16 protein-coding genes and 3 tRNA genes are annotated in these 16,208 nt (G+C 68.1%); 15 read left to right on the top strand and 4 right to left on the bottom strand.

Going from position 1 to position 16,208, the window contains the following annotated elements; all coding sequences use genetic code 11:
* Nucleotides 1-54 precede the first annotated feature (54 nt).
* From OP04_RS28150 to OP04_RS28140, 3 genes are all read right to left on the bottom strand, one after another.
* A complete protein-coding gene (locus OP04_RS28150; protein WP_033342882.1) occupies nucleotides 55-516 on the bottom strand; it encodes a hypothetical protein in 462 nt (153 codons plus the stop codon).
* Nucleotides 513-1,034 (bottom strand): helix-turn-helix domain-containing protein, encoded by a 522-nt coding sequence (locus OP04_RS28145; RefSeq protein WP_232323765.1) that lies wholly within the window; start codon nucleotides 1,032-1,034, stop codon nucleotides 513-515. The genes OP04_RS28150 and OP04_RS28145 overlap by 4 nt, the downstream gene beginning before the upstream one ends.
* Nucleotides 1,035-1,319: 285 nt before the next feature.
* Entirely contained in the window at nucleotides 1,320-1,529 is a 210-nt protein-coding gene (locus tag OP04_RS28140; RefSeq protein ID WP_033342880.1) for a hypothetical protein, read from the bottom strand.
* A gap of 307 nt (nucleotides 1,530-1,836) precedes the next feature.
* Between OP04_RS28140 and OP04_RS53650 the strand changes: the two genes are divergently transcribed.
* From OP04_RS53650 to rplA, 12 genes are all read left to right on the top strand, one after another.
* On the top strand, nucleotides 1,837-2,025 hold the full coding sequence (locus tag OP04_RS53650) for a hypothetical protein (RefSeq protein ID WP_157240448.1): 189 nt from the start codon (nucleotides 1,837-1,839) through the stop codon (nucleotides 2,023-2,025).
* 84 nt (nucleotides 2,026-2,109) lie between these two features.
* Nucleotides 2,110-4,662 (top strand): putative bifunctional diguanylate cyclase/phosphodiesterase, encoded by a 2,553-nt coding sequence (locus OP04_RS28135; protein WP_232323764.1) that lies wholly within the window; start codon nucleotides 2,110-2,112, stop codon nucleotides 4,660-4,662.
* Between the two features lie 128 nt (nucleotides 4,663-4,790).
* Nucleotides 4,791-4,863 (top strand) — tRNA-Thr (locus OP04_RS28130).
* Between the two features lie 69 nt (nucleotides 4,864-4,932).
* Nucleotides 4,933-5,005 (top strand) — tRNA-Met (locus OP04_RS28125).
* Nucleotides 5,006-5,158: 153 nt separating this feature from the next.
* Nucleotides 5,159-5,326, top strand: coding sequence for a 50S ribosomal protein L33 (gene rpmG, locus OP04_RS28120; RefSeq protein WP_033342879.1), 168 nt, complete (start codon nucleotides 5,159-5,161; stop codon nucleotides 5,324-5,326).
* 79 nt (nucleotides 5,327-5,405) lie between these two features.
* Nucleotides 5,406-5,855 carry a MaoC family dehydratase N-terminal domain-containing protein gene (locus OP04_RS28115; protein WP_033342878.1) on the top strand — a complete coding sequence of 150 codons (450 nt, stop codon included), beginning with the start codon at nucleotides 5,406-5,408 and terminating at the stop codon, nucleotides 5,853-5,855.
* A gap of 5 nt (nucleotides 5,856-5,860) precedes the next feature.
* A complete protein-coding gene (locus OP04_RS28110; protein WP_033342877.1) occupies nucleotides 5,861-6,250 on the top strand; it encodes a MaoC family dehydratase in 390 nt (129 codons plus the stop codon).
* A 113-nt stretch (nucleotides 6,251-6,363) separates the two neighbouring features.
* Nucleotides 6,364-6,436 (top strand) — tRNA-Trp (locus OP04_RS28105).
* A 205-nt stretch (nucleotides 6,437-6,641) separates the two neighbouring features.
* The gene (secE, locus tag OP04_RS28100) at nucleotides 6,642-7,022 is read left to right on the top strand and encodes a preprotein translocase subunit SecE (protein ID WP_033342876.1); all 381 of its coding nucleotides are present in this window, start codon (nucleotides 6,642-6,644) and stop codon (nucleotides 7,020-7,022) included.
* Between the two features lie 60 nt (nucleotides 7,023-7,082).
* Nucleotides 7,083-7,817 carry a transcription termination/antitermination protein NusG gene (nusG, locus tag OP04_RS28095; protein ID WP_033342875.1) on the top strand — a complete coding sequence of 245 codons (735 nt, stop codon included), beginning with the start codon at nucleotides 7,083-7,085 and terminating at the stop codon, nucleotides 7,815-7,817.
* A gap of 176 nt (nucleotides 7,818-7,993) precedes the next feature.
* The gene (rplK, locus tag OP04_RS28090) at nucleotides 7,994-8,425 is read left to right on the top strand and encodes a 50S ribosomal protein L11 (protein WP_033342874.1); all 432 of its coding nucleotides are present in this window, start codon (nucleotides 7,994-7,996) and stop codon (nucleotides 8,423-8,425) included.
* A gap of 87 nt (nucleotides 8,426-8,512) precedes the next feature.
* Nucleotides 8,513-9,223, top strand: coding sequence for a 50S ribosomal protein L1 (gene rplA, locus OP04_RS28085; protein ID WP_033342873.1), 711 nt, complete (start codon nucleotides 8,513-8,515; stop codon nucleotides 9,221-9,223).
* 332 nt (nucleotides 9,224-9,555) lie between these two features.
* Here rplA and OP04_RS28080 read toward each other — a convergent pair whose 3' ends face one another.
* Nucleotides 9,556-10,782: a mannosyltransferase family protein gene (locus OP04_RS28080; RefSeq protein ID WP_033342872.1), complete on the bottom strand. Its 1,227-nt coding sequence runs from the start codon at nucleotides 10,780-10,782 to the stop codon at nucleotides 9,556-9,558.
* Between the two features lie 269 nt (nucleotides 10,783-11,051).
* On the opposite strand from OP04_RS28080, the gene rplJ reads away from it, so the two are divergent.
* The 3 genes from rplJ to rpoB all read left to right on the top strand — a co-directional run bounded on the left by rplJ (nucleotide 11,052) and on the right by rpoB (nucleotide 16,151).
* Nucleotides 11,052-11,597: a 50S ribosomal protein L10 gene (gene rplJ, locus OP04_RS28075; RefSeq protein ID WP_033342871.1), complete on the top strand. Its 546-nt coding sequence runs from the start codon at nucleotides 11,052-11,054 to the stop codon at nucleotides 11,595-11,597.
* A gap of 84 nt (nucleotides 11,598-11,681) precedes the next feature.
* Entirely contained in the window at nucleotides 11,682-12,065 is a 384-nt protein-coding gene (gene rplL, locus OP04_RS28070; protein ID WP_033342870.1) for a 50S ribosomal protein L7/L12, read from the top strand.
* A gap of 654 nt (nucleotides 12,066-12,719) precedes the next feature.
* The gene (gene rpoB / locus OP04_RS28065) at nucleotides 12,720-16,151 is read left to right on the top strand and encodes a DNA-directed RNA polymerase subunit beta (protein ID WP_033342869.1); all 3,432 of its coding nucleotides are present in this window, start codon (nucleotides 12,720-12,722) and stop codon (nucleotides 16,149-16,151) included.
* Nucleotides 16,152-16,208 lie beyond the last annotated feature (57 nt).

Here is a 16,208-nt window from a genome sequence, read left to right as displayed (position 1 = left end):
CGAGCACACTCCGCACATCTTCGGACCCTGCGCCGGTGTTGATCACAGGGTTGATCACGCCGCGCGGGAGCGAACCGTCCATCTGGCGAGATCGCGGGCGAGGTGGGAGCGGCGGAAGCCGCGGGTGAAGAGGCGGTGGAGGTCGGCGCGGGTGTCGTGCATGAGCTGGACGTGGAAGTAGTTCACGTATTCCAGGACGGCGAACACCGTCAGCCCCGCGCCGAGCCAGGCGCCCGTCCCGACCGTGACGATCAGCGTCGCCGCCAGCAGCACCGGGTTGAGGAGGCGGGCGGCGCGGAAGAGCCCGAGGCCGGGGAGAGGCCGGCCGGTCCGGCGCAGCTTTGCCGTCCAGTATGCGGCGCCTTCCACCAGCAGCAGCGCGAACATCCCGAAACCGAGCAGCGTGGGTACGGCCGGGGGCCGGTCGAGCACGCCGAAGATGACCCACGCGAAGAGCGGGATGTTGATCAGTTCCAGCGTGGCGAGCGTGCGCAGGCGGCGGCGGACCGGGGTCACGGGCGCAGGCCGGCGAAGATGACGGCGAGCGTGCGGGCCTGGAGGTCGGGGGGCCAGGCGGCGGCGAGCGCGCCCCGGCTGGCGGCGGTGAGCAGTGCCATGACCTCGTCGATGCGCACGTCACGGCGTACCCGCTGATGCTCTTGATCTTGCTCTAGGAGCGTGGCGATCGCGCCGGTGAGCGTTTCGAGCGCGCCGCTGACGTCGACGGAGAGCAGTGTGACGACGGTGTGGACGGCGGCGGCCTCGGCGACGACGGCGGTGAAGAACGCCTCCAGCGTCTCCGCGGTGGCGGCGCGGGCGGCGAGGCGGTCGCGGACGTCCTTCATGATGGCCGCGAGCAGCGCGTCCTTGGTGGGGAAGTGGCGGAAGACGGTGCCGATGGCGACGCCGGCGCGGGCCGCGATCTCCTCGGTGCTGGCCGCGGGGCCCTTGGCGGCGAAGACCTCCGTGGCGGTCGCGAGGATGCGGGCGCGGTTGCGGGCGGCGTCGGCGCGCAGCGGCTTGTCGGTCAACACGGGCTCCAGTGCGGGGGCGGGGAGGGCCCGTTCACCTTATGTGCGCCGCTTTCGCGCTTGCATTCCTCGGCCCGAGGCTGATCGGAAAGTCAGCAAATTAAAATGCACGTGCAAATGCACAACCGGCGGTACGAGAAAGCTCGCCGGCCCCTGACCGAAATGTACCGGTCAGGGGCCGAGGTGTTCTTCCGATGTTTCCTCGGCGTGAACGGCCCGGCTCGCTGGGTTAGCGGCCGCAGGGCGTACCGGCTAGCGGCAGGGCCGTGGGGGAGAGAAGCGGGCGGGTCAGGCGGCGTTCGCCGTCAGCATCTCCGCGAGAACGTCCACCGGAACTTCGACCACCGTCTCGTGTGACGGGATCTCCAGCTGGCCGAGCGCCTCGGTGTCCGTGACGCGCCAGCCCTGCACGATGAACGTGTCGCGGTCCGTCCGGTAGAGCGACGGGCAGTTCGTGTTGCCCGACAGTACCGTTTTGCGGATGAAAGTGAGCTTCATTCGCTTTTTCCTCCTACTGCTGACCTTTGTCGCTTTGGCCCGATGCCGTGCGACTTGGAGGCATTATGGCCATGAAGCGCGACTTGGCAACGGACAATGCGGGTGGAGCGCACGCATGGTGGACGAGCCGGACGACGTCGCGGTGTGATAGCGCCATTCGGTTGCGGATGCTCATACTTACGGACAGACTTCGGTGGTACTTGCGTACGACCAATGGTTGCGGGTTTTGACGCCCCCATCCGGTGTGGGACGATCTAAACGCCCCAACCGCGATGGGGTGCTCAATTGGCGTGAATGGAGTCCCTCGATGCCAGCAGGCTTTGTTGGTGGCAAGCTTCAGCAGCGTTTTGCCACAATGGCCCTGATTGTCGCGGCGATCGCCGTGGGTCTGTTCCTCGCAGCCGGCATGCAGAGCACCGCCTTCGGTGGTTCCTCTGCGAGCGGCGAGAGCAACTCCGGTGATGTCGTCGTCGCCGACGGCAGCTACGAGTGGTGAGTCGCCGGCGCGCAGCCGGCGGCAGGCAGTAACCAACCCTCAGCTCTAGCTCTGTGATGTAACCAGCCCGCAAGGGAGGGCGCCGTGCTGCGGTCGTTGACCGCTGGGAAGCCCTCTCCGCAGCGAGCCTGGTACGTCACCGGCCCCCTAGCGGCGCTCGCCGTGATTCTCACGATCGTCGCACAGATCGATCAAGAGATTTCGGCGAGCAGCCTCTACCTGGCCCCGGCGTTCCTGGCGCTCTACTTCCTCGCCGACTCGACCACGCTGTGGTTCACCTCGCGCCGTCAGGGCTTCAACGTCACGCTCACCGACGTCGTCCTGCTGCTCGCGCTCTTCTACGTCTCACCGCTCGTCCTGGTCGCGTTGCGCGCGGGCGAACGCATCGTGGTGGGTCTCTACCGGCGCGAGATGCCGGCCCGCCTCTGGTTCAACGTCGCGGTCGCGGTCGCGCAGGCCGCGTTCGCCTACGCGCTCATGCGCGCGCTGGGCGGCCTGCGGGGCGACGTCGGCCCCCGCACCTGGCTCGTGCTGATCGTCGCCGTGATGGGCGCGGTCGTGGTCAGCCTGATCGCGGTGGTCATGGTGCTGATCCTGGTCGAGGGGAACGTCTCGACCCGCACGCTGGTGCAGACCGCGGTGCCCGGCTTCTTCCTGGCGATCGTCAACATCATGCTCGGCCTGGCGATCCTGCTGATCGTCGAGCAGACGGCGTGGGGCCTGACGATCATCGGCGCGCTGGTGCTCTGCCTCACGCTGGCGTACCGGTCCTATTCACAGTTCACCGAGCAGCACCGCAAGCTCGCGGAACTCTACGACCTGGTGCGGGACCTCAAGGGCACGGTCCAGGACCGCGCCCTGCCGGACGTGCTGCTCCAGCGCGTGCTGGCGCTCAGCCACGCGCAGTGGGCCACGCTCTGGCTGCCGGCCACGCCCCGGCATCTGGAGGTGCTGCTCAGCGCGCGGCACGGCGAGCGCGGCCTGATCGACATGGTCATCACGCCGGAGGTGCTGCGCCGCCGCGCGCTGGAGACCGGTCAGAGCGTGCTGGTCACCGGCCGGTCCGGCGGCCCGGAGTTGCGCGAGCTGCTCCCGCCGCAGGGCCCGCGCGAGGCGATGGTGGTGCCGCTCTTCTCCGGCTCGGTGCCGATCGGCACGCTGGAGGTGGCCGGCGAGCGTAACCGGCACGCCCACTTCGACGCGGCCGCGGTCGCGCTGCTGGAGGCCGTGGCCGCGCACGCCGCGGTCGCGGTGGAGAATTCGCGGCTGGTCGACCGGCTGCGCCACGATGCGTACCACGACGGCATGACCAAACTGCCGAACCGGCGACGGCTCTCCGAGGCGATCGCGGAGTCGGTCACGGTCAACCCGCCGGACGAGGTGATCGCGGTCCTGCTCTTCGACGTCGACCACCTGCACGAGGTGAACGAGTCGCTCGGCCACAGCGCGGGCGACCGGCTGCTGGTCGAGGTGGCCGACCGGCTGCGCGCCGCCGCGCCGCCCGCCGCGCTGGTCGGCCGCGCCGGCGGTGACGAGTTCGTGGTCACGCTGCGGCTGCCGACCGCGGAAGAGGCGGTCCGGCTGGCCACCTCGATGCGCGACGCCATCCGCGGCCCGATAGTCCTCGACAACCTGACGCCGGTGCTGGACGTGGCCGTGGGCATCGCGGTGCACCCGGAGGACAGCCGCGGCGTCTTCACCCATGAGGAGAAGGCGGACCGGCTGTTGCGCCGCGCCCGGCTCGCGGCCGCGGCGGCGGACCGGGTCTCCCCGTCCGGCGTGCAGCTGTTCCACCAGGGCCTGGAGTCCAGGGTGACCCGGCGGCTCGGGCTCGCGGACGACCTCCGGCAGGCGCTGGAGCGGGGCGAGATCGAGGTCTACTTCCAGCCCAAGGTCACACTGGCCGATCGGCGCCTGATCGGTGTGGAGTGCCTGGCCCGGTGGGACCATCCGGTGCTCGGCTCCGTCACGCCCGAGGACTTCGTGGCCGTGGCGGAGAACACGGGGCAGATCGGCGCGCTCACCGAGGCCGTGCTCCGGGCCGGACTGCAGCGCTGCCGGGACTGGCCGGACCGGGAGGACCCGCTCTCCATCGCGGTGAACGTCTCCGCCCGCCTGCTCGACGAGCCGGCCTTCCCCACCCAGGTGAGGCAGCTGCTGGAGCACTACGGCGTGGCGGCGGACCGGCTCACGCTGGAGGTCGCTCAGCCCGCGCTGGTGACGGAGAACGAACGGCCGCTGCCGGTGCTGCGCCGGCTGCGGGACCTCGGCGTGCGGATCTCGATGGACGACTTCGGCGTGGGCGCGTCGTCCTTCGCGTACCTGCAGCGGCTGCCCATCGTGGAGCTGAAGGTGGACCGCCGGTTCGTGCAGGGAATGGCGACGGACCCGGGCGACCTGGCGGTGGTGCGCTCCGCCGTGATGCTGGCCCGCCAGTTCGGACTGACCGCGGTGGCCGAGGGCGTGGAGAGCGAGCTCACGCTGGATCTGCTCACCGACATGGGGTGCGAGATCGGGCAGGGTTTCCTGTTCAGCCGGCCGTTGCCGTACGAGCGGCTGGAGACCTGGTACTGGGCCCAGACCGAGGTGGAGGCGACCGCCTCGGGCGAGTTCCGGAGGCTCCGCGCCGTGCCGTGAGCAGCGCCGACACGACACGCGACCCGCCAGGGGGTATCCGATTTCGCCTGGGGAAAGGGGCCGTGTACGCTTATGCCTGCACGTCGAGCGAGGGATCGCAAGAAGCGATCTTAAGCAAGATGAGCAAGGCCCCCTTAGCTCAGTCGGCAGAGCGTCTCCATGGTAAGGAGAAGGTCTACGGTTCGATTCCGTAAGGGGGCTCTTCGGTCGGAGTGACAACCGACCCTTCAGGCGCCACCCTGCCGATGCAGGGCGCGCGGCCTGACTCGCGGCGGTGTAGCTCAGATGGCAGAGCAAGCGGCTCATAATCGCTGTGTCGCCGGTTCAAGTCCGGCCACCGCTACTTTTCGTCCGGGGTCCTGATCCCCGGCACCGGGGGTTGCACCACGAACATGACCCCCACTTTGCGTACCGCGTGGTCAGTCTCCTACGCTGGTACGTCGTAGTATTCAGGTCGTAGGGATTTCACCCCGCGTTTCGAGGAAGGCACCCCGCCGTGGCTAAGGCGACCGACGTCCGTCCCAAGATCACCTTGGCGTGTGTGGAGTGCAAGGAGCGCAACTACATCACGCGTAAGAACCGTCGTAACGACCCGGACCGCATCGAGTTCAAGAAGTTCTGCCCCCGGGACGGCAAGCACACGCTCCACCGCGAGACCCGCTGACCGCGGTCACAGCTTCCCGAAAGGCGCCTCCCGGACACTCCGGGGGCGCCTTTCGTGCGTCTCTGTAGGGTGTGCCCCCATGGGGTTGGACCAGTCGTTTGCGGGACGCAGTTACCCGCCCAGCGCGCCCTACCAGGTGGGGCGCGAGAAGATTCGTGAGTTCGCGAGGGCGATCGGTGCCACGGACGCGGCCAGCCACGATCCGGAGGCCGCGCGGGCGCTCGGCCACGCGGACGTGATCGCGCCGCCGACCTTCCCGATCGCGCTGAGCATGGCGGACAGCGCCCAGATCGTCGGGGACCCGGCGCTCGGCGTCGACTACAGCCGGGTGGTGCACGGCGACCAGAAGTTCGTCTACACCCGTCCCGTGGTCGCCGGCGACGAGCTGGTGTGCGTGAGCACGATCGAGAGCATCAACGCGCGGGTCGGGAACGACTTCCTGACGATCCGCAGCGAGATCGGCACCAGCGCGGGCGAGCCCGTCGTGAAGGTCTGGACGATGTACGTGGTCCGCGGCGAGGAGGGATGAGCGCCATGGAGCTTCCGGTGCAGCGTTACCGGGTGACCCGGGCGGACCTGGTCCGCTACGCGGGCGCCTCCGGCGACTTCAACCCGATCCACTGGAGCGAGAGCACCGCGGTCAAGGTCGGCCTCCCGGGCGTGATCGCGCACGGCATGTTCACGATGGCGCTGGTCGGCCGCGCGGTCACCACATGGGCGGGCCGGCCGGACGCGGTGGTGGAGTACGGCGTCCGCTTCACCCGCCCGGTCGAGGTCCCGGACACCGAGGAGGGGACGGAGATCGAGGTCTCCGCCGTCGCCAAGGACACGGACGACCCGGCCCTGGTCCGGCTCGACCTCACCGCGACCTGCCTCGGTGTGAAGGTGTTGGCGCAGGCCAAGGCCATTATCAAGCGACCCTGACGAGTTATGGGGGTGGCCGGTTGGGAAAGTCCGCTGGCTACCCGTACACTGGTGCGCCGTGGGGTAGTAACGCCCTGTGCAGGCGCTTCACGCACAGGAAACGACTCCCTCCGAGGGGTGTAGCTCAATTGGCAGAGCAGCGGTCTCCAAAACCGCAGGCTGCAGGTTCAAGTCCTGTCACCCCTGCGCCTAAGGCCTAACCGGCCCGGGGGGTTGCGCCGTTCGACGGCGGCAGCCCCGCTGGTGGTGTTTGCGGCAGATTCGCCGAGGGACGGCCGCGGTGGTAGCCGGTACGCCGCCAGCACCCGGACCGTCGGGCGGCGGGCGTGAAAGGGCGTCGACGTTCACACGTTCACGTCTGACCAACGACCCCGCGATGGAAGAGGGCGAAGTGGCCGAGCGCAAGCGACGCGGCGAGGACCCCGCTGACGACAACCTGAACGACGAGACGTTCGAGGACACCGTCGACGCTGAGGACGATGACGTCGCGGATGAGCCGGTCTCGCGTGGCGGCACCGCCACGCTGTCCAAGGCCAAGGCCGAGGCGGCCGACAGTCCCGCCAAGGAGAAGAAGCCGGGTCGCGGTCCGTTCGCGCGCATCGGCCGTTTCTTCCGCGAGGTGGTGGCCGAGCTTCGTAAGGTCATCTGGCCGACGCGGAACGAGCTGCTGACGTACACCGCGGTCGTGATCGTGTTCGTCGCGGTCATGATGACGGTCGTGGCGCTGCTGGACTTCGGCTTCGCCAAGGGCGTCCTGGCCATCTTCGGCTGATCCTGGCCCTGCGCCGGCCGATGCCGGAGCCAGTTCGATTGTTTATGGAAGTGAGCAAGCGTGCCTGAGTACGACGAGACCGCCGACGGCGTCGACGAGCAGTCGTCGGTTGCCACGGCCAACGACGAGTCGGCCGAGGCCGCCAGCGAGCCGGAGGACGAGTCCGCGCCGGTCGCGGCCGCCCCGGCCGAGGACGACGAAGAGTACGACCCGGTTGCCGAGCTGCGCCAGAAACTGCGTTACGCGCCCGGCGACTGGTACGTCGTGCACTCGTACGCCGGCTACGAGAACAAGGTCAAGACGAACCTCGAGACCCGCATCACCTCGCTGGACATGGAGGACTTCATCTACCAGGTGGAGGTCCCGGTCCGCGAGGAGGTCGAGGTCAAGAACGGCAAGCGCCAGCAGATCAGTGCCAAGGTCTTCCCCGGCTACATCCTGGTCCGCATGGACCTCTCGCCGGAGTCCTACTCCTGTGTCCGGAACACGCCGGGCGTGACCGGCTTCGTCGGCGCGACCGACCGGGTCGACCGCCCCGCGCCGCTCTCCCTCGACGAGGTGCTGAAGTGGCTCGTCCCGGCGGTGGAGAAGGAAGAGAAGAAGGCCAAGGTCGAGATCCGGGTCCTCGACTTCGAGGAGGGCGACTCCGTCACCGTCACCGACGGTGCGTTCGCCTCGCTGCCCGCGACGATCAGTGAGATCAACGCCGACCAGCAGAAGCTCAAGGTGCTGGTTTCGATCTTCGGTCGTGAGACGCCGGTCGAGCTCAACTTCAACCAGGTCTCGAAGATCTAGCCTCCCCGCACTGGCGCGGAGCGGTCTGCGCTAGTCTTGAACGTCGGCCTGCGGGCGCGCTTCGGCGTGTCCGCGGATCGGTGCGCCGCCTTAGGCGAGGCGGCAGCGGCGCATTCCCGGCGGCAGATGCGCCGAAATCACGAAGCAGAGCCGCAATTCGAAGCCCAGGAAGAGACATGCCTCCCAAGAAGAAGCTGGTCAAGACGTTCACGCTGCAGCTGCCGGCGGGCCAGGCCACCCCGGCGCCGCCGGTCGGCCCCGCGCTGGGTCAGCACGGTGTGAACATCATGGAGTTCGTCAAGGCCTACAACGCGCAGACCGAGTCGAGCCGTGGCGACATCGTCCCGGCCGAGATCAGCGTGTACGAGGACCGGTCGTTCACCTTCATCCTCAAGACGCCGCCGGCCGCGCGCCTGCTGCTCAAGGCCGCCGGTGTCCCGAAGGGTTCGGGCGTCCCGCAGGCGACCAAGGTCGGTTCGGTCAGCCGCGCGCAGCTGCTCGAGATCGCCGAGAAGAAGATGTCCGACCTGAACGCGAACGACGTCGAGCAGGCCGCGAAGATCATCGCGGGCACCGCCCGTTCGATGGGCATCACGGTCAAGGACTGACGTTCCACCCTCGTTAAGCAGGCCCGATTCGTGGGAGGGCGCACCACCACGGTGTGACCCGCCAACAACCACAGGAGTACGCCGGACATGGCACTGAGCAAGGCATACAAGAAGGCCGCAGAGCAGATCGACCAGTCGAAGCTCTACACGCCGGCCGAGGCGGTCAAGCTCGCGAAGTCGACGACCGCCACGAAGTTCGACCCCACCGTCGAGGTCGCGATGCGCCTCGGCGTCGACCCGCGCAAGGCGGACCAGATGGTCCGCGGCACGGTCAACCTCCCGCACGGCACCGGCAAGACGGTCCGCGTCATCGTCTTCGCGACCGGCCCGAAGGCCGAGGAGGCCGAGGCCGCCGGCGCCGACGCCGTGGGCAGCGACGAGCTCGTCGCGCGCATCCAGGGTGGTTGGCTGGACTTCGACGCCGCTATCGCGACGCCCGACCAGATGGCGAAGATCGGCCGCATCGCGCGGATCCTGGGCCCGCGCGGCCTGATGCCGAACCCGAAGACCGGCACCGTGACCATGGACGTCACCAAGGCGGTCTCGGAGATCAAGGGCGGCAAGATCACCTTCAGGGTGGACAAGCACTCGAACCTCCACCTGATCATCGGCAAGGCCTCCTTCACCGAGGCCCAGCTGGTGGAGAACTACGCCGCGGCGCTGGACGAGGTCCTCCGGGGCAAGCCGTCCGCCGCGAAGGGCAAGTTCCTCAAGAAGGTCACCTTCACCACCACCATGGGTCCGGGCATCCCGGTCGACCCGAACGTGGTGAAGAACCTGGACGCGGCCGCCGAGTAACTCGCACGCTCCGAACGCCCCCGGCCCACGCGGCCGGGGGCGTTTTTCATACCCAGAGCGAAACCCGCAAAGCAGATGTCCCGCTTCCGGCGTGGTCACCGTCCGCGCGCTCCCGCGGCCTGGGGATCCGTGGGTGGTCACCTCAGCGCGAAAACCGGCGCCGGCCAATGGGGCCGGCACCCTCCAAGACCCCGTGGCGCTTCCCGGAAGCCCTGTGGCGCTCCTCCGTGCTCCCTCTGGCCGCTCAGCCGCGGTGCCGGGTCCGGCGGTGCTCTCGCCTGAAGCAGAGAAGCCCGCCCCCGGCGGGGACGGGCTCCTGGGCGGCTCCGGTCTTAACCGACCCAGCCGCCGCCGGACATGTGGGCCAGCAGCACGCCCTGGAGCATCAGCGCGACCACCGCGTAGATCTGGACCGGCAGCTGCTTCAGGTGGCCGAGCAGCATGAAGGCCGGGAAGATCTCCAGCGCGAACCGCGGCGCGGACATCAGCGCCTGGTTGCGGTGCGCGCCGGCCGGGAACGAGATCGTGAACAGCAGCAGCGCGACGCCGAGCAGCGGCATCACCCACTGGTCGCGGCGCATCTTCCAGGGGCCGACGAAGCAGAGCGTCAGCAGCACGATCATGGCGATCACGGACACCAGGTCGAGCAGGTTGTGCAGCGTGCTGTTCTCCGCCAGGTTCTGCGTGGCCAGCACCTTCGCGACCTTGATGAAGCCGGTCCACGGCGGGCTCAGCTCGCGGCCCCACGGCGCCTGCGCGCTCATGAACAGCAGCGGGTCGCCGAGCTTCCACCAGAGGTAGCCCATGTAGGCGACCAGGCCGGACGGCACCAGACCGACCGCCAGCACGTTCCAGCGCCACTTGAAGCCGTTCTGGCGCAGGTACTCGTAGGCGAACGCGATCGCCAGCAGCACGCCGACCGAGCGGGTCGCGGAGGCGAGCCCGCCGAGCGCGCCGGCCACCCACCAGTTGCCGCGGCGCATGGCGTAGATCGCGCCGATCATCAGCGCGATGAACAGCGAGGCGTTGTAGCCGATGCCGAGGAAGAACGCGACCGGCCAGGCCGCGAGCGCCCAACTGGTCCGGATCGCCACCGCGCGGCCGAACTCCACCTCCGTGAGGCGGTAGAGCAGCACGTACATCAGCAGCATCGTGGCCGCGGAGACGAACACCGGCGTGAACTTCGGCCCCAGTGGCAGGACCAGGTCGGCCGCGCGGACCAGCATCGGGTAGAGCGGGAAGAACGCGGGGTCGACCGGGTTGGTGGCGTAGCCGTCCTGCGCGATCCGGGTGAAGATCTTCGCGTCGTACTGCCACCAGCTGGTGCGCAGCAGGTCGACGACCCCGACCGGCTTGCCGGGCGGTCGGCCGAACTGGGTGAAGAGCGTGACGACGGCCCAGGCCAGGTACGACGAGGCCCAGACCGCGACGCCGGTGCGGAGCGCGGGCAGCCAGGACGACGGTTTCTTCGAGGCCGTGTCGGTCTGCGACGTCTCGGCCGTCGGCACGTCGGCCTTGTCGGCGGCGACCGGGCGTTCGGTGGGAGTCTTTGCGGGCACGGCGGCAATTTATCTGGTCCGTGCGCGATTTGGCGATGTCGCTTCAAACCGTTACTCTGGGCTGAGTTTCACCCATAGACCGCTGGTTGCCGTGCCCTCCAAGGCACAGCCGAAGGTCCCGTTAGACGGGCATCCCGCGTAGGGCGAGCGTTGAACGTCGCTTCCGCCGTGACCTCCCGAGGTTGCGTCCGAGCCCCGTGCGCTTACCTGCGCCGGGGCTTTCTCGTTGTGCGGGCCGGACCAGCCGCAAGCATCGAGAGAGGAGGGACATGGCGGACAAGCCGGTTCGGGCTGACAAGGCCACTGCCGTCGCCGAGCTCACCGAGCACTTCCGGAGCTCGGGCGCCACCGTGCTCACCGAGTACCGGGGCCTGACGGTCGCACAGCTGACCAAGCTGCGGCGCTCGCTGGGTCGGGAGACCACCTACGCGGTCGCGAAGAACACGCTCGCGAAGCGTGCTGCGACGGACGCGGGCATTTCGGGCCTCGACACGCTGTTCACCGGTCCTACCGCGCTCGCCTTCGTTACCGGCGACCCCGTCGAGGCGGCGAAGAGCCTTCGTGAGTTCGCGAAGGCCAACCCCGCGCTCGTCATCAAGGGCGGCGTTTTCGAGGGCAAGGCCATCTCGGCCGCCGAGGTCAACAAGCTCGCCGACCTCGAGTCCCGTGAGGTGCTGCTGGCCAAGCTGGCCGGCGGCATGAAGGCCAACCTCAGCAAGGCCGCTGCGCTCTTCCAGGCGCCGCTGTCGAAGGTCGCCCGCACGGCGGCCGCGCTGCAGGAGAAGCGTGAGAAGGAGGGCGCGGAGGCCGCCTGAGGCCCTCTGCGCTCGTAATACCCACCCAGACCTGACCCGCGGGCACGCTCGCGTGTTGCAGAAGTAGAAGGAAGGACCGCCAACATGGCGAAGCTCAGCACCGCCGAGCTGCTTGACGCGTTCAAGGAGATGACCCTGATCGAGCTCTCTGAGTTCGTGAAGGAGTTCGAGACCACGTTCGACGTGACCGCGGCCGCCCCGGTTGCGATCGCCGGCCCGGCCGGCCCGGCCGCCGCCGCCGAGGCCGTCGAGGAGCAGGACGAGTTCGACGTCGTCCTCGAGGCTGACGGTGGCAAGAAGATCCAGGTCATCAAGGTCGTGCGTGAGCTGACCGGCCTGGGCCTGAAGGAGGCCAAGGACGTCGTCGAGGCGGCGCCGAAGGCCATCCTGGAGAAGGTCAACAAGGAGACCGCCGAGAAGGCGAAGACCAAGCTCGAGGGCGAAGGCGCCAAGGTCTCCCTCAAGTAATCTCCTGCTTTTCCAGAAGGCGGGCGTCTCGGTCGAGGCGCCCGCCTTCTTGTATGCCGGGGCCTGTGGCGGGTGTCACGCCTCCGTGGGGCTCGTCCGGCGCTTCCGCCCGGGTCTCCGAGGCTCCGCCGGGGTGGCGTTCCAGCTCGGCCGTACCGCCGCCGGGGGAATGCCGTCCGGCATCGTCCGATTGCGGACCGTGTCAGGTGATCACCAAAGCGTGCGATCTGCTGGGCTGATTGACCGAATTACGGCTTTTGGGGCCTGTTTTGGACACCTGAGACCGATCGCAGGGCTCCGACCCGCCTCGCAACTCTTGACGTGAGCTGTGGGGGCAGGCACGCTAAACGGCAGCAAGACCTTCCGCGCTTGCGACGGCCCCGACCCGGGTAACACCGGGGATCAACCGACAGAGTTCAGCCGCGTTCCGAGCGGCCTGGCGAGCACCGTTCAGGTGTGCCGGGCGCGTTCCGCAGCGACCTGTGGTGGGGGACTGGACAGCGGTTAGCCGTGCGGCTACACTGCTAGTTTGCGCTGCCTTCTCACTACAGCCCTGCCCTGGAATGCTCAGACCGGTCATTCCACCATTGCGGGGTCAGTTGGGGTGCGCGCATAACGGCCGTTTTGCAGCACCGGTCCTCGGAAGGACGCATCTTGGCAGCTTCCCGCCCTGCGAAGACCAGTCGTACGTCGAGCGCATTCGCGCCCCGCCGAATCTCTTTCGGCAGGATCACCGAGCATCTTGAGGTCCCGAACCTCCTGGCAATCCAGAACGAGTCCTTTGACTGGCTTGTCGGCAACGACGCTTGGCAGAACCGATCGGCTGACGACCCGAACGCCCGTTCGGGCCTTGCGGAGATTCTCGACGAGATCAGTCCCATCGAGGACTTCTCCGGCACCATGTCCCTTTCCTTCTCCGCCCCGCGCTTCGACGAGGTCAAGGCCTCGATCGAGGAGTGCAAGGAGAAGGACCTCACGTACTGTGCCCCGCTGTTCGTGACCGCGGAGTTCACCAACAACACCACTGGCGAGATCAAGAGCCAGACGGTGTTCATGGGTGACTTCCCGATGATGACCCCCAAGGGCACGTTCATCATCAACGGCACCGAGCGCGTCGTGGTCAGCCAGCTGGTCCGTTCGCCCGGCGTCTACTTCGACAAGCAGCCGGACAAGACGTCCGACCGCGACCTCACCAGCGTCAAGGTCATCCCGTCCCGGGGTGCCTGGCTGGAGTTCGACATCGACAAGCGCGACACCGTCGGTGTCCGCATCGACCGCAAGCGCCGGCAGGCCGTCACGGTCCTGCTCAAGGCGATCGGGTGGTCCGCCGACCAGATCCGTGAGAAGTTCGGCTGGTCCGAGCTGCTCATGACGACGCTGGAGAAGGACCACATCGCCGGGCAGGACGAGGCCCTGCTCGACATCTACCGCAAGCTCCGTCCCGGCGAGCCGCCGACCCGGGAGAACGCGCAGACCCTGCTCGACAACCTCTTCTTCAACCCGAAGAGGTACGACGTGGCAAAGGTCGGCCGTTACAAGTTCAACAAGAAGCTCGAGATCGACGTCCCGATCATCAAGGGCACGCTGACCGAGGACGACATCGTCTCCACCGTGGAATACCTGGCCCGCCTGCACGCGGGTGAGGACGGCTACGAGGCCGACGACATCGACCACTTCGGCAACCGGCGTCTGCGCACGGTCGGCGAGCTTATCCAGAACCAGGTCCGCGTGGGCCTGTCCCGGATGGAGCGCGTCGTCCGCGAGCGGATGACGACCCAGGACGTCGAGGCGATCACGCCGCAGACCCTGATCAACATCCGCCCCGTGGTGGCCGCGATCAAGGAGTTCTTCGGTACGTCGCAGCTGTCCCAGTTCATGGACCAGACCAACCCCCTGGCGGGTCTGACCCACCGCCGGCGCCTCTCGGCGCTGGGCCCGGGTGGTCTGTCCCGTGAGCGGGCCGGCTTCGAGGTCCGTGACGTGCACCCGTCCCACTACGGCCGGATGTGCCCGATCGAGACGCCGGAAGGCCCGAACATCGGCCTGATCGGCGCGCTCTCCACGTTCGCGCGGGTCAACCCGTTCGGCTTCATCGAGACGCCGTACCGGAAGGTTGTCGAGGGCGTCGTCACCGACGAGATCGACTACCTGACCGCCGACGAGGAGGACCGGTACGTCAAGGCGCAGGCCAACGCACCGCTCTCCAGCGACGGCACCTTCGCCGAGGAGCGCGTCCTCGTCCGTCGTAAGGGCGGTGAGGTCGACTACGTCATCGGCACCGCCGTCGACTACATGGACGTGTCGCCGCGGCAGATGACCTCGGTCGCCACCGCGATGATCCCGTTCCTCGAGCACGACGACGCGAACCGCGCTCTCATGGGTGCGAACATGCAGCGTCAGGCCGTGCCGCTGGTCAAGGCGGAGGCGCCGCTGGTCGGCACCGGCATGGAGTTCCGTGCCGCCGTCGACGCCGGCGACGTGGTCGTGGCCGAGGTCGGCGGTCTGGTCGAGGACCTGTGCGCCGACTACATCACGGTCCACCAGGACGACGGTCACCGTCGCACCTACCTGCTGCACAAGTTCCGTCGCTCGAACGCCGGCTCCTGCGTCAACCAGAAGCCGACCGTGTTCGAGGGTGACCGGGTCGAGGCCGGCCAGGTCATCGCGGACGGTCCGTGCACGGACGAGGGCGAGATGGCCCTCGGCCGGAACCTCCTGGTCGCGTTCATGACCTGGGAGGGTCACAACTACGAGGACGCGATCATCCTGTCGCAGCGCCTCGTGCAGCAGGACGTGCTCACCTCGATCCACATCGAGGAGCACGAGGTCGACGCGCGGGACACCAAGCTCGGCCCGGAGGAGATCACCCGCGACATCCCGAACGTCAGCGAGGAAATGCTGGCGGACCTGGACGAGCGGGGCATCATCCGGATCGGTGCCGAGGTCGTCCCCGGCGACATCCTGGTCGGCAAGGTCACGCCGAAGGGCGAGACGGAGCTGACGCCGGAGGAGCGCCTGCTCCGTGCGATCTTCGGTGAGAAGGCCCGGGAGGTCCGGGACACCTCGCTGAAGGTGCCGCACGGCGAGACCGGCACGGTCATCGGCGTCCGCACGTTCTCGCGTGAGGACGGCGACGAGCTGCCCCCGGGCGTGAACGAGCTGGTCCGGGTGTACGTGGCCCAGAAGCGCAAGATCCAGGACGGTGACAAGCTCGCGGGCCGGCACGGCAACAAGGGCGTCATCTCCAAGATCCTGCCCGTCGAGGACATGCCGTTCCTTGAGGACGGCACGCCGGTCGACATCGTGCTCAACCCGCTGGGTGTGCCGTCGCGTATGAACATCGGCCAGGTCCTGGAGACCCACCTCGGGTGGGTGGCCAAGACCGGGTGGAAGGTCGAGGGCGACGACGCGGAGTGGAAGCGCCAGCTGCGCTCGATCGACGCGCACGTCAGCGAGCCGAACACGAACGTGGCGACGCCGGTCTTCGACGGTGCCCGCGAGGACGAGATCCACGGTCTCCTCGCCAGCACGCTGCCGAACCGCGACGGCACGCAGCTGATCGGCAGCTCCGGCAAGGCGAAGCTGTTCGACGGCCGCTCCGGCGAGCCGATCCCGGACGCCATCTCGGTGGGCTACGTCTACATCCTGAAGCTGAACCACCTGGTCGACGACAAGATCCACGCTCGTTCGACCGGCCCGTACTCGATGATCACGCAGCAGCCGCTGGGTGGTAAGGCGCAGTTCGGTGGCCAGCGTTTCGGCGAGATGGAGTGCTGGGCCATGCAGGCCTACGGGGCCGCTTACGCCCTGCAGGAGCTGCTGACGATCAAGTCCGACGACGTGCTCGGCCGCGTGAAGGTCTACGAGGCCATCGTCAAGGGCGAGAACATCCCGGAGCCCGGTATCCCGGAGTCCTTCAAGGTGCTTCTCAAGGAACTGCAGTCGCTGTGCCTGAACGTCGAGGTGCTCTCCAGCGATGGCGTGGCCCTGGAGATGCGTGAGACGGACGACGAGGTGTTCCGCGCTGCGGAGGAGCTAGGTATCGACCTGTCCCGGCGCGAGCCGAGCAGCGTCGAGGAAGTCTGAGGTTCCGGACCGGGGGCGGTTCGCCGCCCCCGGTCCACTCAGCTACCGCTCTCGGCC

The sequence above is a fragment of the Catenuloplanes japonicus genome (assembly GCF_000717135.1).
Lineage (GTDB): Bacteria > Actinomycetota > Actinomycetes > Mycobacteriales > Micromonosporaceae > Catenuloplanes > Catenuloplanes japonicus.
The sequence above is the reverse complement of the archived record's forward strand: the minus strand, read 5'-3'. Positions and strand labels throughout refer to the sequence as shown.